We start from the raw sequence: 18,682 nt of genomic DNA, 5'->3' as shown, positions 1-18,682 counted from the left end.
CAAAGGCATGAGATCGTGGTCTGCCCCGAACGTCCCCAAGCTCCCAGGTGAGAGCATTCCGCTGCGTCTCTACGACACCTCGGCGAAGCAGGTCCGGCAGACCGATCCCGGGCCCACCGCCAGGATGTACGTCTGCGGCATCACCCCCTACGACGCCACCCACCTCGGCCACGCCAACACCTACCACGCCTTCGACCTCGTGGGCCGGATGTGGCGCGACGCGGGCCACGAGGTGCACTACACGCAGAACGCCACCGACGTGGACGACCCGCTGCTGGAGCGCGCCGCGCAGACCGGCGTCGACTGGCAGGAGCTGGCCGAGCGGGAGATCGAGCTGTTCCGCAGCGACATGGAGGCGCTGCGGATCGTGCCGCCCCGCGAATACGTCGGGGTCACCGAGGTCGTCGGCGGCGTGGCCGAGCTGATCGTCCAGCTGGCGGCCAAGGGCGTGACCTACGACCTCGACGGCGACGTCTACTTCAGCGTGGCCGACGCCCCCAAGTTCGGCCAGGTGTCCGGCTACGACGAGCAGGAGATGCTGGCCCTGTTCGCCGAGCGCGGCGGCGACCCCGACCGGCCGGGCAAGCGTGACCCCCTCGACTGGCTGCTGTGGCGGGCCGAGCGGCCGGGCGAGCCCGCGTGGGAGTCGCGGCTGGGCCGGGGCCGGCCCGGCTGGCACATCGAGTGCACCGCGATCGCCCTCGACAACCTGGGCCCCGGCTACGACGTGGCCGGCGGCGGCTCCGACCTGATCTTCCCCCACCACGAGTGCGGCGCCTCCGAGGGGCACGCCGCGACCGGCGAGTGGCCGTTCGCGAAGTTCTACACGCACGCCGGGATGGTGGCGCTCGACGGCGAGAAGATGTCGAAGTCCAAGGGCAACCTGGTCTTCGTCTCCAAGCTGCGCCTGGAGCACGACCCGATGGCGGTCAGGCTCGTGCTGCTGGCCCACCACTACCGGGCCGACTGGGAATACGTGCCCGAGCAGATGGCCGAGGCCGAGCGGCGGCTGGCGCTGTGGCGCTCGGCGACCGGGCTGTCCGCGGGTCCGAACGCCGACGACCTGCTGGCCACGGTGCGCGAGCGGCTGGCCGACGACCTCGACTCGCCGGGCGCGCTGGCCGCGATCGACGCCTGGGCCGACCAGGCCCTCACCGGCCCCGGCACCGATCCTGGCGCCCCCGGCCTGGTAAGAGACCTCGCCGACGCCCTGCTGGGCGTCAAGCTCTAACTTAACCGGCCCGCCCCGGCCCGCACTGGCTCAGGACGGTCGCGGGTCACACCGGCTGCACGGGCCTGCACCGGCTCAGGCCGGTCTCGGGCCACACCCTCAGCAGCCCGAGAGCGCACCCGGGGCGCACCTGAGCGTCCCGGCGTGAACCCAGGGTGCGTTGAGCGTCCCGGCGAGCGCACCCCTGGCGCCCTGAGCGGCTTCCGCCCGAACCGGGGCGGAACCTCAGCGGCTCCCGAGCGGGCCGCCCGAGCCCTGGGCGAACGACGTGTCGGCCAGGGCAGCCTCAAGCCTGCACGCCCCGACACGTCCGCGTGCCCCGCGCCGCGCCTCGCTGTGCGCCGCGCCTCGCTGTGCGCCGCGCCGCGCCGTGCCCCGCGCCGCGCGCACGGCGCGTGCGGCGGCGCCGACCGCCCACCGTGCCGCCCACCGCGTGCCGGGTGCCGCGTGCCGGTCTCCCTGGTCGGCCGTCTCATCGATCACCTCCCCGACCGCGAGATCGCCTTCAACGCTCATTGCACGCGGGAGCCGAAGGTCTCCCGCCGGTCCTGCGGCCCCGGACGCGCTCGTGCGCATCCAGCGCCGCCGTGGCTCCACTACCGCTGCGTAGCATGCTAGCCTGATTATCAGTAAAGCTGATGATATGAAAGGCTGACCATTGATCCTGATCACCGGCGGGCTGGGCTTCATCGGCACGCACACCACCCGCGCCCTCCTCGACCTCGGCGAGTCGTGCGTGCTCGTCCAGCGCCGCCCCGCAGAGATGCCGGCGGCCTTCGCGGCCGAGGCCGGTGAGCGGCTCTTCGTCGAGCGGGCCGACCTCACCGACGAGCGGTCACTGCTCGACATCGGCGACCGCCACAAGATCACCGGCATCGTGCACCTCGCCGGGTCCGTACCGTGGCCGCCCGGCGCGTACGAGCCGCTCGAAGGGGCGGAGAAGTCGGTCAGGAGTCTGCTCAACGTGTTCCGGGCGGCCCGCGACTGGCAGGTGCGCCGGCTCGGGCTGGCCAGCACCATCGGCGTGTACGGCGGCGTCACCGCGGAGGGCGCGCTCGGCGAGGACCTGCCGCTGCCGATGACCGCGTACCACCCGATCCCCGCGTTCAAGAAGATCGGCGAGCTGATGGCCGGCCACCTGGCCGGCGCAATGGGCGTCGAGGCGGTCACCTACCGCATCGCCGCCATCTGGGGGCCGCTCGGGCACACCCCGTCGCCGTTCTTCGCCGCGCCCCAGCTCGTCCACGCCGCCGCCCGCGGCGCCGAGCCCGACCTGTCCACCCTCCGCGCCGGCGGGCACACCGAGGACGGCATCGACCTGTGCTACGTCAAGGACTGCGGCCGGGCCATCGCGCTGCTGCAGGTGGCGGAGCGGCTGCGGCACCGCACGTACAACGTGGCGTCCGGGCGCCTGACCACCAACGGCGAGGTGGTCGCGGCGATCAGGGGGCTCGTCCCGGACGCCCGCGCCGGCCTGCCCGAGGGCCGCGACCCGGCCGGGCGCGACACCTGGCTCGACATCACCCGGCTGCGCGAGGACACCGGCTTCGAGCCCGCTTACGACACCGGGCGCGCGGTGGCCGACTACCTCGCCTGGCTCCGCGCGGGCAACCAGCGCTGACCCGGACAGCGCTCACCCGTCAGGGCCCCGGCGGCCGTCAGACCTCCAGCCGTTCGAGCTGCTTGATCGCGGCCAGTTCCATCGAGAACCAGTCGATCGTGCGCCGCAGCCCCTCGGTGGCCGGCACCTGGGCCCGCCAGCCGAGCCGCTCGGCCGCGAGTGACGTGTCCGGCCGCCTGACCTTGGGATCGTCGGCCGGGCGGTCGATGAACCTGATCTCCGACGACGACCCGGCCAGGTCCCGGATCAGGGTGGCCAGCTCCATCATGGTCAGCTCGTCGGGGTTGCCGATGTTGACCGGCCCGGCGAAGTCGCTGCGGGCCATGGCCAGGATGCCCGACACGGTGTCCTCGACGTAGCAGATGGAGCGCGTCTGGGAGCCGTCGCCGGTGATGGTGATCGGCTCGCCGGTCAGCGCCTGCCGGATGAACGTCGGGATCGCCCGGCCGTCGAACGGGCGCATGCGCGGGCCGTAGGTGTTGAAGATGCGTACGATCCCCGTGTCGGTCCCGCGCGACTGGCGGTAGGCGGTGGTCAGGGACTCGGCGAAGCGCTTGGCCTCGTCGTACACGCTGCGCGGGCCGACGGGGTTGACGTTGCCCCAGTACGTCTCGCGCTGCGGGTGCTCCAGCGGGTCGCCGTACACCTCGCTGGTCGAGGCCAGCACGAACCGGGCGCCCTTCTCCCTGGCCAGCCCCAGCGCGTGCAGCGTGCCGACGCTGCCCACCCGCAGGGTCTCGATCGGATAGCGCAGATAGTCGGCCGGCGAGGCGGCCGAGGCGAAGTGCAGGACGAGGTCCAGCCGGTCAGGTACGTGCACGTACCCCGTCAGGTCGCACTCGATGAGCCGGAACTCCGGCCGTTCCAGCAGGTGCTCGACGTTGCGCGGCCCGCCGGTGAGGAAACTGTCCATGCAGACCACGTCCGCACCCTCGTCCAGCAGGCGTTCGCAGAGATAGGAGCCGAGGAACCCGGCGCCCCCGGTGACCAGAACCCTCACGATGTGACCTCCATGGCGGCGTCGACGACTTCGGAAACCTCGATCTTCAGCAGGCCGGGGTCCGGCCGCTCCCCGTGCGGGTCGCCGTTCTGCCCGGCCCACAGCGCCACGTGGCGCCAGCCCGGCGGCGGTCCCCACAACGCGGGGGAGACCGGCCCGAACAGCACCACCGACGGCACGCAGAACGCCGTCGCCAGGTGCGCCACGCCGGTGTCGCCGCAGACCACCAGCTTCGACCTGCTGACCAGGTCGACCAGGTCGGCCATGCGGGTCCGTCCGGCCAGCATCCGCTCGGGCGGCAGGCCCGCCAGCTCGGCGACCCTTCTGGCCAGCGGCACTTCGGCCGCGGTGCCGGTGACGACCACGTCGTCCAGCGCGGAGGCCACCTCGGCGAAGCGCTCGGGCGGCCAGCGGCGCGCGGGATAGGCGGCGCCCGGATGCACGATCGCGGGCCCCGTACGGTCGGAGATGCCCAGCGTCAGGTCGGCCGGGTCGGCGGGCACGCCGTGCCATTCCAGCAGGCCGCACCAGCGCCGCACCTCGTGCACGCCGTCCTGCCACGGGGGGCCGGTGCCGAAGCTGATCAGCCGCCCCGGATCCGTACGGCGCAGCGCCTCGATGCTCTGGGGCCCCTTCCCGTGCAGGTTCACCGCGATGTCCGGCCGCTCGAACGGCAGCGCGTCCGGCGGGATGGGCCCCGGGCCCGACACGTCCACCTGGGCGTCCACCGCGCCGGTCAGCGGCGGCAGGGCGTCCAGCGCCCGGGGCGCCGCCAGCGTGATCCGGTGCTTGGGGAAGCCCTGGCGCAGCGCCCGCAGGGCGGGCACGGCCGTGAGCAGGTCACCCAGGCCGAGCCCGCGCAGCACCAGGAGTTCTAGGGCCATGACGTCTCCGTGGACGGGCAGACGACGAGCTCCCTCACCTCACATCCGGCCGGCTGCCGCAGCGCGAAGACGATCGCCTGGGCCACGTGCGCCGGATCGTTCAGCCCTGCCTCGGGTCCCGGTTTGTACTGTTCGGGACGGCCGTCGAAGAAGCTCGTCCGCATGCCGCCGGGGATCAGCAGGGTCACCCCCACCTCCCCGCGCAGCTCGATCGCCAGCCCCCGGGTGAAGCCGACCACGCCGAACTTCGAGGCCGAGTACGCCGAGGCGTCGCTGAGCGGCCGCAGCCCCAGCGTCGAGGCGCAGGTGACGACCTTGCCGCGGGTGTGCTTCAGGTACGGCAGCGCGGCCCGCACGACCGCGGCCGTGCCCAGCAGGTTCACCCGGATGACCCGCTCCCAGTCGTCGGCCGGGACGTCCTCCAGCCGCCCGCACGCGTCGATGCCCGCGGCCGTCACCACGCCGTCCAGGCCGCCGGCCCGCTCGGCCAGCTCGCGTACCGCGCGCTCGGCCTGCCCCCGGTCGGCCAGGTCCGCCGTCACGTGCTCGAAGCGCTGGTCCGGCTCCCGCACGTCGACGACCAGGGCCTTCCAGCCCTCCTTCTCCACGGCCTCCGCGGTGGCCAGGCCGAGCCCGGAGGCACCCCCGGTGATCAAAATATTCACTGGATCTCCCTGATCAGATTGGTTGTCGAACGCCCCGGCAGCGTGCTCAGCACGACGGTCTCCGCGCCGAGCCTGCCGAGGACCTCGGATTCGGGCAGCACTTCCCCCTCGTAGTCGCCGCCCTTCACCCACACGTCGGGGCGGAGCAGCTCGATGGCGGTCGCGGGGGTGTCCTCGTCGAACACCAGCACCGCGTCCACGCAGCTCAGCGCCCGCAGCACCTCGACGCGGTCGCGTACGTCCACGATGGGCCTCGGCGGGCCCTTCAGCCGGCGTACCGAGTCGTCGGAGTTGACGCAGACGACCAGCGCGTCGCCCAGCGCCCTGGCCCGCCGCAGCAGGCTCACGTGGCCGGCGTGCAGCAGGTCGAAGCAGCCGCCGGTGGCGATCAGCCGGCCGCCGTACGCCCGGGTGAGCCGGGCCACCTCGATGGCCGTGCGCGGCCGGTCGCCGAGCCGCTGCTCCTGCACCTTCACGCCGGCGGCCCCGCCGCGCTCGACGAAGCGGGAGGCCTCGCCGACGCCGATCGTGACCGCCTCCTCGGTGCCGGCGCCGTCGCGCAGTGCCAGCGCCGCGGCACCGGCGAGCCGGTCGCCCGCGCCACACGCGTCCTGGCCGCCGGCCCGGACCGGCGGCGGGACCTGGGTCAGCGGGCCGCCCTCCACGGCCAGCGCGGCTCCGCGCTCGCCGGTCGTGACGGCCACCGCCCTGGCCCGCAACGCCCGGACCAGGCGGCGGGCCGCCTGGTCGGGGCCGTGGTAGGAGCCGGACGGGCACAGCAGTCGCGCCTCCGCCTCGCTGGGCGTGAGGAGCGCGCAGCCGGGCATCGGCCGCTCGCCCCGGGGATGCGGGTCCCACACGACCGGCACGGTGCTCTCCTGCAGCAGCTCGTGGGCCATCCTGGCCACGCCCCTGCCGTAGTCGGAGACCAGTACGGCGCCGGCCCGCTCGATCGCCTCGGCCGCCTCGGCGGTGGGCGAGTACCTGGCCGTGCCGTCGCCGGTGTCCAGCCTGACCAGCGTCTGGCCCCTGGACCTGACCCGCGTCTTGCGTACGGTCCCGCCGCGCAGCGGCAGCCGGACGAGGTCGAGCTCCTCCGACAGCAGCCCGCACAGGCGGTGCCCGTCGGGGTCGTCGCCGACCGCCGTGATCAGCACGACGTCGGCGCCGTCGCGGGCGGCCAGCAGCGCCGCCAGCCCGGCCCCGCCGGGCCGGCCCTGCTCGGCCGACACGTCGAGCACCGGTACGGGCGCGTCCGGGCAGAGCCGCTCGGCCTCGCCCTCGACGTCCACGTCGAGCACCGTGTCCCCGATGACGACCAGCGGCCCGCCCGTCACAGCGCCTCCTCCACCGCGTCACACAGCAGGTGGATCAGCGCGAGATGCACCTCCTGCACGGTGGCCGTCTCCTCGGCGGGCACGGCCACGGCCTCGTCGCACACCTCCGCCAGCGGGTTCGGCGCGGGCCCGGTCATGCCCCAGGCCACGAGCCCGGCCTGCTGGGCGGCCCTGGCCGCGGCCAGCACGTTCGGGCTGCCGCCGCTGGTGGACAGGCACAGCAGCACGTCGCCGGGCCGGCCGTGCGCCCGCACCTGGCGGGCGTAGACCTCCTCGGCGCCGAAGTCGTTGGCGATCGCCGTCAGTGACGAGCCGTCGGCGTGCAGCGGGATCGCCGCGTACGGCTGCCGGTCCTCCCTGAACCTGCCGACCAGCTCGGCCGTCAGGTGCTGGGCCTCGGCCGCCGAGCCGCCGTTGCCGCAGGCCAGCAGCCTGCCCCCGGCGGCCAGCACGCCGGCCAGCTTGCCTCCCCAGGCCCGGACGGTGACCGCGTGGTCATCGACCTTCTCCAGGGTGTTCCAGAGTTTCTCCAGATGAGCATCCATGATCAACCCCCCAGGGCGGCCAGATGGCAGACCTTGCCGTCGATGGCCTGCGTGTACACGGCCTCGGTGCGTTCGGCCACGTGCGGCCAGCCGTACCGTTCGCGGGCCCGGCGGGCTCCCGCCGCACCGAGCGCCGCCCGCCGGTCCGGGTCGCCGAGCAGCTCCTTCAGGGCTCTGGCCAGGGCGCGCGGCCGGCGCGGGGGCACCAGCACGCCGCAGCCCGCCACCGTGTCCAGGTGGCCGCCGACCGCCGAGGCCACGACCGGCACGCCGCAGGCCATCGCCTCCACCGGGACCATGCCGAACGGCTCGTACCAGGGCACCGTCACCACGACGTCGGCCGAGCGCATCAGGGCCGGCACGTGGGTGCGCGGCACGCTGCCGATCACGTGGACGCGGCGCTCGATCCCGTACCCCTCGGCCAGCTCGCGCAGCCGCGCCGACTCCTCGTCGTCATCGGCCCCGCCGGCGATCACCAGGTCGGCGCCGGGAAGCTGGCGCATCGCCCTGATCAGGGTGTCCACGCCCTTGCGCGGCACCATCCGGCCGATGCTGAGGACGACCTTGCCCGCCGGGCGCGGCGCCACCGGCCCGTCGGGGCAGAACGCCGCCAGGTCCACCCCGCACGGCACGACCGCGATGCGCCGCTCGGGGATGCCCATCGCGCACAGCTCGCTCACCTCGTCGCTGCAGGTGGCCAGCACGGCGTCGGCACGCAGGCCGATCTCGCGCTCGGTGTCGATCCGGTGCGATGGGCTGGTGTCCGCGTCGCCCTGCCAGCGCCGCTTGACGGTGCCGAGGGCGTGGAAGGTCTGCACCACCGGCAGCGCGCCGGCCGCCGCACGCAGCGCCGCCTGCCCGCTCATCCAGAAGTGCGCGTGCGCGACGTCCGGCGGGCGGGCGGCCCACCGCTCGGCCAGCCGCTCGGTGAACTCCGGCATGTACGGGGGCAGCTCGTCCTTGGGGACGGGGGCCGGGGGACCGGCCGTGACGTACTCGACCGTGACGCCCGGCGCCAGGCTCACCGACTTGGGTTGCGACTCGGAGGAGCGCCGGGTGTGGACCGTTACCGTGTGCCCGCGCTCGGCGAGGGCCACGGCCAGCGCGGCGACGTAGACGTTCTGGCCGCCGGAGTCCACGCCGCCGACCGTGGCCAGCGGATCCGCGTGCTCCGAGATGAGATCGACCTTCACTGCGTCAGCTCCCTCACTGCCTTGACCACCTGCTCACTTGTCACCTGGGACAGGCACGGGTGCCCGGGCACCGGGCAGGTGCGCGCCCTGCTTCCACGGCAGGGCGCGTGTTGGTCACCCAGCAGCACCACGGGCACGCCGTACGGGGCCCACCGCGCCGCCGGGACGACAGGGGCGAACAGGCTCACGACCGGTGTGCCGACTGCCGCGGCCAGGTGCGCGGGGCCGGTGTTGCCCGCCACGAGCACGCTGGCACGTTCGATCACGGCAGCCAGTTCTGCGAATGTGGTCACGCCGCCCAGGTTGACCGCGACATCGCTGGCCACGTAGGCGGTGAGGTCACTTTCCGTTCCGGTCACGACGACCTGGTGCCCGTCTTCGGCCAACTCCCGGACGGTCTGGCGATGCCTGTCGGCAGGCCAGGTCCGGGCGGGGGCCGAGGTCCCTGGGTGCACCACGACATACGTGCCTTTGTCGGCCACGCCGCCGACGCCTAGAAAGTGCCCCGTAAATTTCTCTATATCCGGCAATGGCCGCTGAACAGCGAGTTCGCCGTCATCGCCCGCCGGCAGCTCGAATCCGGCCGCCCGCGCGACCGCCAGCATCCGCTCCGCCTCCGGCACGTCGACGCTCTCGTCCACCACGTGCCGCACGTCGAGCAGCGAGCCCGGGTAGTCGTTGCTGATGGCGGTGATCCTGGCCACCCCGGCCAGCCTGAGCAGCAGCGCCAGCGGCAGCGCCGACTGGTGGAACGAGGTGAGCAGCACCGCCTCGTCGATGCCCCGCAGCTGCCCGGCGAGGTCGGCGACCAGTTCGGGGGTGACGGGTGGCGGGGTGTGGTCGATCCAGGGGGCGTGCCAGCCGATCACCCGGTCCACGCCGGGCAGCAGCTCGGCCGCGGCCCGGCCGTTCGGGCCGGCGAGGAACACCACCTCGCGGGCCTGCGTCCGCACGGCCCGTACGGCGGGGCCGGCCAGCAGCACGTCGCCGGCGTCGTCGAGCCGCGCCACGAGCACGCGCCCCCGATCCCGCCCGTCGCGCCGCCGTCGCCGCGCCGTCCCGCGCGCGGGCGCACTGCCGGGCGCGCTGCCGGGCGCGCTGCCGGGCGCGCTGCCGGGCGCCGCGCCGCGCGACCCGGGGTCTCCCGACGTGGTCTCGGGTGCCGGGGGGTCGTGCGTCGCCGTCCCGCGGACCTCGACGCCGCTCGGCGCCGCGCCGCGCGGGGTCGTACCGGTCATGCCCGCTCATCGCCGCACCCTCCATTCCCCCCGCACCCGGTGCGCGCACGCGACCGGCGGGATCACCACGCTGGTGACGGCCATCCGCAGCACCTCGCCCGGGGTACGCGGCCCCGGAGCGACGCGCCGCCACGCGAACTCGGCGGTCAGCGCCGCCCACGCGCCTCCGGCGGCCACCGCCAGCGCGGGCAGCACCCGCGGGGCCGCGGGCCGCCGCCGGATCGCCGCGAACAGGCGGTCGGCAGGGCGGCGGTCGGCGGGGCGGCGGGTGGCGAGGGCGGCGCCGGCGAGGAGGGCGGCGGCCAGCCCGGCGGCGGTCGTGAGTGCGTGCAGGCGCAGCCGGCCGGGCCCGCCGCCGATGGCGGCCCGCCACTCCGGCCCGTGCAGGCGCCGCATGAGCGCGTCGTCGGCGTTGCCGCGCTGGAAGCGCACGCTCGCCCAGAACCCGTCGGACCGCACCGGATGCGCCGTCGCCCGCGCGCCCCTGACCAGCCGGTGCCCGGCCCGCGTCACCCGCAGCGCCAGGTCGGCATCCTCCCGGTACGCCCGGGGGAACCGCTCGTCGAACCCGTCCAGCGCCTCCAGGACCGTACGCCGGTAGGCCATGTCGGCCGTCACCCACAACGCCTCGGCCAGCCCGGCGGTGTTCCGCTCGGCGTCGGTGGGCCGGCGGCCGGCGGGCAGCGGCACCACGATGCGCCCCTGGCTGCCCGCCACGTCGTCCGGCAGGTCCACCAGGTCCTTCCAGACCGCCTCGGCCCACCCGGGCTCCGGGATCACGTCGTCGTCGAGGAACACCACCCACGGCGTCTCCGCGGCCCGCCACCCGGCGTTCCGTGCCGCCGCGGGCCCCCGCCCGCCCGACCGGACGACGCGTACGTGCGCGGGCAGCGAGAGCCCGGGCGCGTCCGCCGGCTTCCGGTCGTCCACCACGACCACCGGCACGCCGGGCCCCACGGCCGCCAGCGTGTCGCGCAGCGTGGGCCGTCCGATGGTGGGGATCACCACGGTGATCACGAGGCGAACACCTCCGCCCGCCGTACCAGGTACGGTCCCAGGGCCAGCACGTCCACCGGCGAGGAGCCGAAGCACTCCAGCGCGTCGCGCGGGTCGTCCACCATGGGCCGCCCGGCGGTGTTGAGGCTCGTGTTGACCACCACGGGCAGCCCCGTACGCGCCTCGAACTCGCTCAGCACCCGCGCCATCAGCGGCTGCTCCTGCGGCGAGACCGTCTGGATCCGGGCCGTCCCGTCCACGTGCACGACCGCCGGGATGCGCGCCGCCCAGTCGGGGTGCACGTCGTGGACGAACAGCATGTACGGCGAGGGCACCGGCCCCCGCCCGAAGATGTCCCCGGCCCGCGACTCCAGCACCATCGGCGCGATGGGCCGGAACTGCTCGCGCCCCTTGACGTCGTTCAGCCGCTCGGTGTTGCGGGCGTGCCCCGGATGCGCCAGCAGCGACCGGTGCCCGAGCGCGCGCGGCCCGTACTCGGAACGGCCCTGGAACCAGGCCACGATCCGGTCGGCCGCCAGCTCGGCGGCCACGGCGGCGGCCAGGTCGGCCGGGCGGGTGTGCGGCACGCGGGCCACGTCCAGCCAGGCCCCGAGCTCCTCGTCGGTGAAGCCGCGCCCGAGCGCCGCCCCGGGCATGGGCGCGGCCGGCTCGCCGTAGGCGTGCGCCAGGTGCAGCGCCCCGCCCAGCGCGGTGCCGGAGTCGCCCGCGGCCGGCTGGACCCACAGCTCGTCGAACGGCCCCTCGTCCAGCAGCCTGGTGTTGGCCACGCAGTTGAGCGCCACCCCGCCGGCCAGCGCCAGGCGCCGCTCGCCGGTCCGCTCGTGCAACCAGCGCACCAGCTCCAGGAGCACCTCCTCCAGCCGCGTCTGCACGCTGGCGGCCAGGTCGGCGTGGTCGGAGGTCCAGGGGGCGCCCTTCTTGAGCGCCTTGGCGTACACGTTCCAGTCGACCGGCTCGACGCGGAACCCGCCGTCCCCGGTCGTGTGGATCACCTCGCGCAGCGCCTCCAGGTGGCGCGGACGGCCGTAGGAGGCCATCGCCATCACCTTGTACTCGTCGCTGGAGCGCAGGAAGCCGAGGTGCTCGGTGACGTCCTCGTACATGAGGCCCAGCGAGTGCGGGAGCTCCTGCGTGGCCAGCACCTCCAGGTCGCCGCCGCGGTAGACGCCCGCCAGGTGGGAGACGTTCTCGCCCCGCCCGTCGCACACCAGGACCGCGCAGTCGCGCCAGGGCGCGGCCAGGCCGGCCGAGGCGGCGTGCGCCACGTGGTGCGGCACGTAGCTGACCTGGCCGGGATCCAGGCCGGGCAGCGCCGTGGCGAGGAAGGCCGGGGCGCGCACCGCGTACCTCGTCCGCAGGTCCTCCCAGTCGCCCTCCGGCTTCTGGACCACCAGGGACGGGTCGTAGGAGTAGGCCACGGCGTCGATGTCCTCGGGGGCGAGGCCCGCCTCGCGCAGGCACCAGGCGGCGGCCTGCTCGGGCAGCTCCCACGCGGAGAACGCCAGCGGCCGCTTGCCGTGCTTGCGGCGGCTGAAGCGCTCTTCCTCCGCCGCGGCGACGATCCTCCCGTCGACCACCAGGGCGGCGGCCGGGTCGTGGAAGATCGCGTTGATGCCGAGAAACTTCATGCTTCCTCCCCCTAAGGATGTCGAGAACCGCTACCGAGAGAAGCGGTCCTCAAACATTCCGCGAGCTCCCGAGATGCGGAAACAGGCGCGGCCGCCTGGGATTGGTCACCCTGAGTAGTTGTTTGCCGGGGCAGGCGCCGGGTAGCTGCCGGACACGCGACGGAGGTGAATGGTGTTCGAAAAGCGACGTCCCGGCGCCGTGCTCTTCGACCGGGACGGAACCTTGATCAGGGACGTGCCGTACAACGGTGATCCGGACCTCGTCGAGCCCATGCCGGGCGCGGTCGAGGCGCTCGGCCGGCTAAGACGCGCCGACGTGCCGGTGGCCGTGGTCACCAACCAGTCGGGCGTCGCCAAGGGCCTGCTGTCCCCGGACGACATGGACCAGGTGAACGCCAAGGTGGAGGAGTTGCTGGGGCCGTTCGACGCGTGGGCGATCTGCGTGCACGACGACGGCGACGGCTGCACCTGCCGCAAACCCGCTCCCGGGCTCGTGATCAGGGCCGCCGCCGTGCTCGACGTCAGCCCCCGCGACTGCGTGGTGGTGGGCGACATCGGCCGCGACATGGAGGCCGCCAGGGCCGCCGGGGCCAGGGGCATCCTGGTGCCGACGAAGGAGACGCTGCGGCGGGAGATCCAGGAGGCCGCCGAGGTCGCGGACGACCTGACCGACGTCGTGGACCGCGTGCTGAGCGACGCGGCGGCGCCCGTGCCGGCCGTGTCGGCGCCCTGGGCCCGCGCCATGGGCTGGAGCCGCTGGTGAGGATCCTCATCTGGCACGTGCACGGCTCCTGGACCAGCGCGTTCATCAGGGGCTCCCACGACTACCTGCTGCCGCTCGTTCCCGGCCGTGGTCCCGACGGCCGGGGACGGGCGGCCACGTTCGACTGGCCCGGCAGCGCCCGGGAGGTGCCCTGGGACCGGCTGCGCCACGAACCCGTGGACGTCGTCGTCTACCAGCGCCCGCACGAGATCGACCTGGCCCGCGAGTGGCTGGGCCGCGAGGTGCCCGGCGTGTACGTCGAGCACAACACCCCCGCCGGCGACGTGCCGCGCACCCGGCACCCGCTGGCCGGCCGGAGCGACGTCACGCTCGTGCACGTCACCAACTTCAACGAGCTCTACTGGGACAACGGCCGGGCGCCCACCCGCGTGATCGAGCACGGCATCCCCGACCCCGGCCACCTGTACACCGGCGAGCTGCCCAGGGCGGGCGTCGTGGTCAACGAGCCGGTACGCCGCACCAGGGTCGCCGGCACGGACCTGCTGCCCCGCTTCGCCGAGCGGGTGCCCCTCGACGTGTTCGGGATGAAGGTGGCGGAGCTGACGGCGGCGGGGCTGCCGTACGGCACCCACGAGGACCTGCCCCAGCACGTCATGCACGCCGAGCTGGCCCGCCGCCGGGTCTACCTGCACCCCTACCGCTGGACCTCACTGGGGCTGGCCCTCATCGAGGCCATGACGCTGGGCATGCCCGTGGTCGCGCTCGCGGCCACCGAGGCGATCGAGGCGGTGCCGCCGGAGGCCGGCGTGCTGTCCACGAAGGTGAACGTGCTGGCCGACGCGTTGCACGCGTACGCGGAGGATCCGGAGACGGCGCGCCAGGCCGGCAAGGCGGCCAGGGCGGCCGCGCTGGCGAGATACGGGCTCGGCCGGTTCCTGGCCGACTGGGATCGGCTGCTCAGCGAGGTATAGCGCCCAGGTCAGTGGGTAGGCGTCAAGGTCATGATGATGCTCGACTGGACACGCAGGGCCGCCTGCCTCGACCTGGACCCGGAATTGTTCTTCCCGATCTCCATGGAAGGTCCGAGCCAGTATCAGGTCGAGCGGGCCAAGCGGGTGTGCGACGGCTGCCCCGTACGCGAGCCGTGCCTGAACTACGCGCTGAACACCAGCCAGGCGTACGGAGTGTGGGGCGGCACCGACCCCGCCCAGCGGAGGGAGCTCAACCTGCGGGCAGAGCCTCCGAGAGAAAGCGTTCCCGCTCGGCCGCTTCGAGGTGGTCGCTGAACAGCACGCCGTCGAGGTGGTCGGCCTCGTGCTGCAGCACCCTGGCCAGCACGCCGAGCGCCCGCACGGTCACGGGTTTGCCGAACATGTCACGGCCGCGCGCCGTGACCATGTAGGAACGTTCCAGTGGCCACCACACCCCGGGCGCCGAAAGGCATGCCTCGTCGGCGGTGACGCGCCGCTCCGACAGCTCCAGCCGCGGGTTGACCAGATGGCCCGACTTGCCGTCGTAGGAGTAGACCACCACCCGCACCGGCTCGCCGATCTGCGGCGCCGCCAGGCCGGCCCGCCCTGAGACGGCCCGCATGGTGGCGGTCAGTGACTTCACCAGGCGCCGCAGCTCCCGATCGAAGTCCTGGACCGGCGCCGCGACCGAGCGGAGCACCGGATCATCGAACATGCGAATAGGGCGAACCGTCACCCGCAACTCCCCGATAGGCGGCGTCGTCATGACCTACGTTTCCCTGGACCGCCTCCCGTCAACCCCGAAGCTCCTGCCTTGTAGCACAGCGGTAACAGAAGAGACCCAGCGGTGAAACCACCCGAAAGCAGTATCGGAGGGTGATCTCACTTGCGTCACACGCGCCTGTGATGCCTGGCCGGGTGCTCGGGGCCCGGCCAGGCATCCACGACTACCTGGACGACCTGGAGGTGCAGGCATGAGTGCGCTTCCCCTGGAGGGCGGCTCTTCCCCGGAGACGGCGCCCGACGCCCTGTCGGGCTTCACCGTCGGCGTGACCGCGACCAGACGGCGGGAGGAGTTCGGGGCGCTGCTGGAGCGCCGCGGCGCGCGCGTCGTCAGCGCCCCCGCGATCCGCCTCGTCCCGCTGGCGGAGGACACCGATCTGCTCGCGGCCACCCGGCTCAGCCTGGAGGCGCCGCTGGACGACGTGGTGGTCACCACCGGCGTCGGCTTCCGCGGCTGGATGGCCGCCGCCGAGGGCTGGGGGTTGTCCTCCGACCTGGGCGAACACCTGGCCACCGCCCGCCTGCTCACCCGCGGCCCCAAGGCCAGGGGAGCGGTGCGCGCCGCCGGGCTCAACGACCACTGGACCCCCGCGACCGAGTCGTGCGAGGAGGTCAAGCAGTATCTCCTGGCCCAGGACCTGCGCGGGCGGCGCATCGCGGTGCAGCAGCACGGTGAGCCGCTCAGCGAGTTCGTGGCCGAGCTGCGCGGGGCCGGGGCCGAGGTGATCGAGATCCCGGTCTACCGGTGGCTGCCCTACCGCGACATCTCGCCGCTGCGCCGCCTCATCAGCCAGACGATCTCCGGCTCGGTGGACGCGGTGGCCTTCACCAGCGCGCCCGCCGTGCACGCCATGCTGGGCGCGGCCCGGGCCGAAGGGCTGGAGGAGGCGCTGCTGGCCGCGTTCAGCGGACCGGTGGTGGCCGCCTGCGTGGGCCCCGTCACCGCCGACCCGCTCACCTCGCGCGGCGTGCAGACGCTGCAGCCGGACCGCTCGCGGCTCGGCGCGCTGGCCCGCGCCCTGGCCCGGCACCTGCCGGAGCACGGCGTCACCAGGGTCACCGCCGGTGACCACCAGCTGGAGATCCGCGGCCACGCCGTGGTCGTGGACGGGGAGCTGCGGCCGCTGCCGCCCGCCCCGATGGCGGTGCTCAAGCGCCTGGCCGACAAGCCGGGGCACGTGGTGTCCCGGGCCGACCTGCGTACCGTGCTGCCGGGCAGCGTCGCCCGCGACTCGGCCGAGCACGCCGTGGAGATGGCCATCACCCGGCTGCGCCGGGCCCTCGGGCCCAGCGGGATCGTCGAGACGGTGGTCAAGCGCGGCTACCGGCTCGCCTGCCTGTACGAGGCGGGATTTTGACCCGCACGCCCGTCCGTTCCGCTGAGGAGTCCACCATGTCCTGGGGCACCACGTCCCCCGGCCGCGCCCGTTCCGGCGGGGGAGCCCTGTGACGCCCGCACTCGTCCTGGCCGCGCACGGCACGCGCAGCGCCGAGGGGGAGCAGACCCTGTCGTCGCTGGCCGAGACGGTCAGAAGGGCCCGTCCCGGGCAGCGCGTGGAGCTGAGCTACCTGGAGATCAGCTCGCCCCTCCTGTCGGAGGTGCTGCCCGCGGTGCGCGGCCCGGTCGTCGTGGTCCCCCTCCTGCTGGCCGGCGGCTACCACGCCCACATCGACCTGCCGGACGTCATCGCCGAGCACCGCCCCGACGCGGTCGTGGCCGGGTGGCTGGGGCCGCACCGGCTGCTGACCTCGGCGCTGGCCCGCAAGCTGGCGCGGGCCGGGCTGCGCTCCACGGACGCCGTGCTGCTCGGCGCGGCCGGCTCCTCCGACCCGGCGGCCCTGGCCGACGTGCGCGCCGCCGCCCACCAGCTCGCCGTGCGCCTGGCGCGCCCGGTGACGGCCGCCTTCGCGTCGGCGGGGACGCCGACGCTGGAGGAGGCCATGGAGCGGCTGGGCTCGACCCCGGCCGCCCGCGTGGCGATCGCGTCGTACGTGCTGGCGCCCGGCTTCTTCCACTCCCGGCTGGTCTCGGCCGGGGCGGGGCTGGTGAGCGCGCCGCTGGGCGCCGATCCCGACGTGGCGGCGCTGATCTGGCACCGCTACGACGAGGCCCTGCGCCGCCGCCGGAGCGCCGCCGGCCTGAACGTCGCCGCGGGCAGGGCCTGATCGGATGGCGGGGGAGGGTGGTCAGGCGCGCTGGACGACCGGTTCCAGCCGCAGCTCCCGGACGATCTCCTGGGCGGATTCGTCCTGCCCGGGCCCTCCGTCGGAGCCGATGAACATCTCGATGTAGGCCCGGTGGAAGCAGCCCGCGATCAGCAGTCGCGCGCTGGCCTCCGGGTCCACGTCGTGCCGTACCCTTCCCAGCTGCTGCTCGGCCGCCAGGTAGGCGGCCAGCGGCGCGGTCTCCGTACGGGGCCCGAGCCCTGTCTCGCGGATGGCGTGGCGGAAGCGGACGGTCACGTTCGGGGAGGTGAAGGCGGGAAGTGCGGCACTTTGTACGTCTATGTAGTATTCGATGCCCGCACGAGCGATTGGTAGAAGGTTGTCCGTTACAGACCCTTTTCCAATGCGGTGGGATAAATCGTGAAGAATGCTCAGCCAGAACGGGAGCCGGTCCTGCAGCAGGGCGAGGAAGTAATCCACCGAGCCGCCGCTGCGGTCCTCCCTGAGTGAGACGGCCATCTCGAGGATGCGCCGCCTGGTGTCCTGGCTCCTCTGGTGCGGATCTACGTGGGATGTCGCCATGGCATGCCTAACGTGCGCGGTTAGTTGAGTAGGCATCACGTGCGAAGCCGGGTTTTCAGGTTTCGGGTGACTTAAATCTGGGGTCCCAACTTGATGTAATCTTGTACGGGTCCCCGATTATTACCCGAAACCGCGAAAAATTGTCGGATTTAATCCCTGAAGATTAGCTGTCAGTGTCGCGGTTGTCCCTGCGCCGCAGGTAGCGCTCGAACTCGGCCGCGATCGCGTCCCCGCTGGCCTCCGGCAACTCGGCGGCGTCCTTGCGCTCCTCGAGCTCCTTGACGTATTCGGCCACCTCGCTGTCCTGCGAGGCCAGCTCGTCCACGCCACGCTCCCACGCCCGCGCCTCCTCGTCGAGGTCGCCCAGCGGCATCGGGATCTCCAGCACGTCCTCCAGCCGGCGCAGCAGCGCGAGCGTGGCCTTCGGGTTGGGCGGCTGGGCGACGTAGTGCGGCACCGACGCCCACAGCGAGATCGCGTCGAGCCCCGCCTGACCGAACGCGTGCTGCAGCACCCCTACGATCCCCGTCGGGCCCTCGTAGCGGCTCAGCTCCAGGTTGGTCGAACGCGCCAGCCCCGCGTCGGTCGCGCCGCCCAGGATGGGCACGGGACGGGTGTGGGGCGAGTCGTTGAGCAGCGCCCCGAGCATGACCGCCAGCTCGACGCCCAGCTCGCGGCAGATGTAGATGATGTCGGAGCAGAACGAGCGCCAGCGCATGTTGGGCTCGATGCCGCGCAGCAGCACGACGTCGCGCTCCAGCCCCGGCGGCCGGGCGCGCAGCAGCCGCGTCGTCGGCCACACGATCGACTGGGCCAGCCCGTCGTTCATCTCCACCACGGGGCGGGTCACCTGGAAGTCGTAGTAGTCGTCGGGGTCGAGCGCGATCAGCGGCTCGGCCTTCCAGGCGGACTCGAGATGGGCGATCACACCGCTGGAGGCCTCGCCCGCGTCGTTCCACCCCTCGAACGCGGCAATGAGCACCGGGTCGACGAGCTCGGGGAGCCCTTCGAGCTCTATCACGTGTCGCCTCCTCTCTCCATCGTCCCGCTAAGCCTATGCGGTAAGGAGGCATCACCGTCACCGATCTCTCCGCGAA

20 protein-coding genes are annotated in these 18,682 nt (G+C 73.6%); 7 read left to right on the top strand and 13 right to left on the bottom strand.

Going from position 1 to position 18,682, the window contains the following annotated elements; translation table 11 throughout:
• Positions 1-7: 7 nt before the first annotated feature.
• Entirely contained in the window at positions 8-1,231 is a 1,224-nt protein-coding gene (mshC, locus tag ACTWPW_RS24935; RefSeq protein ID WP_375114018.1) for a cysteine--1-D-myo-inosityl 2-amino-2-deoxy-alpha-D-glucopyranoside ligase, read from the top strand.
• A gap of 225 nt (positions 1,232-1,456) precedes the next feature.
• Here the strand turns inward: mshC and ACTWPW_RS24930 are convergent, their stop codons facing one another.
• Positions 1,457-1,747, bottom strand: coding sequence for a hypothetical protein (locus ACTWPW_RS24930; RefSeq protein ID WP_443170041.1), 291 nt, complete (start codon positions 1,745-1,747; stop codon positions 1,457-1,459).
• A gap of 142 nt (positions 1,748-1,889) precedes the next feature.
• Between ACTWPW_RS24930 and ACTWPW_RS24925 the strand changes: the two genes are divergently transcribed.
• On the top strand, positions 1,890-2,852 hold the full coding sequence (locus ACTWPW_RS24925; protein WP_443170040.1) for an NAD-dependent epimerase/dehydratase family protein: 963 nt from the start codon (positions 1,890-1,892) through the stop codon (positions 2,850-2,852).
• 37 nt (positions 2,853-2,889) lie between these two features.
• On the opposite strand, the gene ACTWPW_RS24920 is transcribed toward ACTWPW_RS24925, so the two are convergent.
• Genes ACTWPW_RS24920 through ACTWPW_RS24880 form a run of 9 tightly spaced genes read right to left on the bottom strand, consistent with a single transcriptional unit; the run spans position 2,890 to position 12,359 of the window.
• Positions 2,890-3,852, bottom strand: a complete 963-nt coding sequence (locus ACTWPW_RS24920; protein WP_375114016.1) for a UDP-glucuronic acid decarboxylase family protein — start codon at positions 3,850-3,852, stop codon at positions 2,890-2,892.
• On the bottom strand, positions 3,849-4,736 hold the full coding sequence (locus ACTWPW_RS24915; protein ID WP_375114015.1) for a glycosyltransferase family 9 protein: 888 nt from the start codon (positions 4,734-4,736) through the stop codon (positions 3,849-3,851). Before ACTWPW_RS24915 ends, ACTWPW_RS24920 begins: the two co-directional genes overlap by 4 nt.
• On the bottom strand, positions 4,727-5,401 hold the full coding sequence (locus ACTWPW_RS24910; RefSeq protein ID WP_364138585.1) for an SDR family oxidoreductase: 675 nt from the start codon (positions 5,399-5,401) through the stop codon (positions 4,727-4,729). Before ACTWPW_RS24910 ends, ACTWPW_RS24915 begins: the two co-directional genes overlap by 10 nt.
• Positions 5,398-6,738 (bottom strand): PfkB family carbohydrate kinase, encoded by a 1,341-nt coding sequence (locus ACTWPW_RS24905; RefSeq protein ID WP_375114014.1) that lies wholly within the window; start codon positions 6,736-6,738, stop codon positions 5,398-5,400. Before ACTWPW_RS24905 ends, ACTWPW_RS24910 begins: the two co-directional genes overlap by 4 nt.
• Positions 6,735-7,283, bottom strand: coding sequence for a D-sedoheptulose-7-phosphate isomerase (locus tag ACTWPW_RS24900; protein WP_364135003.1), 549 nt, complete (start codon positions 7,281-7,283; stop codon positions 6,735-6,737). The genes ACTWPW_RS24905 and ACTWPW_RS24900 overlap by 4 nt, the downstream gene beginning before the upstream one ends.
• Before the next feature lie 2 nt (positions 7,284-7,285).
• Positions 7,286-8,476: a glycosyltransferase gene (locus ACTWPW_RS24895; RefSeq protein WP_443170039.1), complete on the bottom strand. Its 1,191-nt coding sequence runs from the start codon at positions 8,474-8,476 to the stop codon at positions 7,286-7,288.
• Positions 8,473-9,714, bottom strand: coding sequence for a glycosyltransferase family 9 protein (locus ACTWPW_RS24890; RefSeq protein WP_443170038.1), 1,242 nt, complete (start codon positions 9,712-9,714; stop codon positions 8,473-8,475). Before ACTWPW_RS24890 ends, ACTWPW_RS24895 begins: the two co-directional genes overlap by 4 nt.
• A gap of 6 nt (positions 9,715-9,720) precedes the next feature.
• The gene (locus tag ACTWPW_RS24885; protein ID WP_443170037.1) at positions 9,721-10,731 is read right to left on the bottom strand and encodes a glycosyltransferase family 2 protein; all 1,011 of its coding nucleotides are present in this window, start codon (positions 10,729-10,731) and stop codon (positions 9,721-9,723) included.
• Positions 10,728-12,359: a carbamoyltransferase family protein gene (locus ACTWPW_RS24880; RefSeq protein ID WP_375114010.1), complete on the bottom strand. Its 1,632-nt coding sequence runs from the start codon at positions 12,357-12,359 to the stop codon at positions 10,728-10,730. The genes ACTWPW_RS24885 and ACTWPW_RS24880 overlap by 4 nt, the downstream gene beginning before the upstream one ends.
• Positions 12,360-12,528: 169 nt before the next feature.
• Between ACTWPW_RS24880 and ACTWPW_RS24875 the strand changes: the two genes are divergently transcribed.
• Genes ACTWPW_RS24875 through ACTWPW_RS24865 form a run of 3 tightly spaced genes read left to right on the top strand, consistent with a single transcriptional unit; the run spans position 12,529 to position 14,369 of the window.
• Positions 12,529-13,122 carry a D-glycero-alpha-D-manno-heptose-1,7-bisphosphate 7-phosphatase gene (locus ACTWPW_RS24875; RefSeq protein WP_364135017.1) on the top strand — a complete coding sequence of 198 codons (594 nt, stop codon included), beginning with the start codon at positions 12,529-12,531 and terminating at the stop codon, positions 13,120-13,122.
• A complete protein-coding gene (locus ACTWPW_RS24870) occupies positions 13,119-14,054 on the top strand; it encodes a glycosyltransferase (RefSeq protein ID WP_443170036.1) in 936 nt (311 codons plus the stop codon). Before ACTWPW_RS24875 ends, ACTWPW_RS24870 begins: the two co-directional genes overlap by 4 nt.
• Positions 14,055-14,084: 30 nt before the next feature.
• On the top strand, positions 14,085-14,369 hold the full coding sequence (locus tag ACTWPW_RS24865; protein ID WP_375114008.1) for a WhiB family transcriptional regulator: 285 nt from the start codon (positions 14,085-14,087) through the stop codon (positions 14,367-14,369).
• Here ACTWPW_RS24865 and ACTWPW_RS24860 read toward each other — a convergent pair.
• Positions 14,305-14,769, bottom strand: coding sequence for a peptide deformylase (locus tag ACTWPW_RS24860; RefSeq protein WP_375114007.1), 465 nt, complete (start codon positions 14,767-14,769; stop codon positions 14,305-14,307). The two genes, ACTWPW_RS24865 and ACTWPW_RS24860, sit on opposite strands and share 65 nt — an antisense overlap.
• Before the next feature lie 259 nt (positions 14,770-15,028).
• Between ACTWPW_RS24860 and ACTWPW_RS24855 the strand changes: the two genes are divergently transcribed.
• Together ACTWPW_RS24855 and ACTWPW_RS24850 are read left to right on the top strand one after the other, a co-directional pair.
• A complete protein-coding gene (locus tag ACTWPW_RS24855; RefSeq protein ID WP_375114006.1) occupies positions 15,029-16,195 on the top strand; it encodes a uroporphyrinogen-III synthase in 1,167 nt (388 codons plus the stop codon).
• An 88-nt stretch (positions 16,196-16,283) separates the two neighbouring features.
• Positions 16,284-17,003 carry a sirohydrochlorin chelatase gene (locus ACTWPW_RS24850; RefSeq protein WP_443170035.1) on the top strand — a complete coding sequence of 240 codons (720 nt, stop codon included), beginning with the start codon at positions 16,284-16,286 and terminating at the stop codon, positions 17,001-17,003.
• 21 nt (positions 17,004-17,024) lie between these two features.
• Here ACTWPW_RS24850 and ACTWPW_RS24845 read toward each other — a convergent pair whose 3' ends face one another.
• Both ACTWPW_RS24845 and ACTWPW_RS24840 read right to left on the bottom strand, forming a co-directional pair.
• The gene (locus ACTWPW_RS24845; RefSeq protein WP_443170034.1) at positions 17,025-17,300 is read right to left on the bottom strand and encodes a hypothetical protein; all 276 of its coding nucleotides are present in this window, start codon (positions 17,298-17,300) and stop codon (positions 17,025-17,027) included.
• 448 nt (positions 17,301-17,748) lie between these two features.
• A complete protein-coding gene (locus ACTWPW_RS24840) occupies positions 17,749-18,606 on the bottom strand; it encodes a PAC2 family protein (protein WP_375114004.1) in 858 nt (285 codons plus the stop codon).
• Between the last annotated feature and the right edge of the window lie 76 nt (positions 18,607-18,682).

The sequence above is a fragment of the Nonomuraea sp. KM90 genome (assembly GCF_052246675.1).
Classification (GTDB): domain Bacteria; phylum Actinomycetota; class Actinomycetes; order Streptosporangiales; family Streptosporangiaceae; genus Nonomuraea.
Note: the sequence above shows the minus strand (reverse complement) of the source record. Positions and strands in the feature narration are given on the sequence as shown.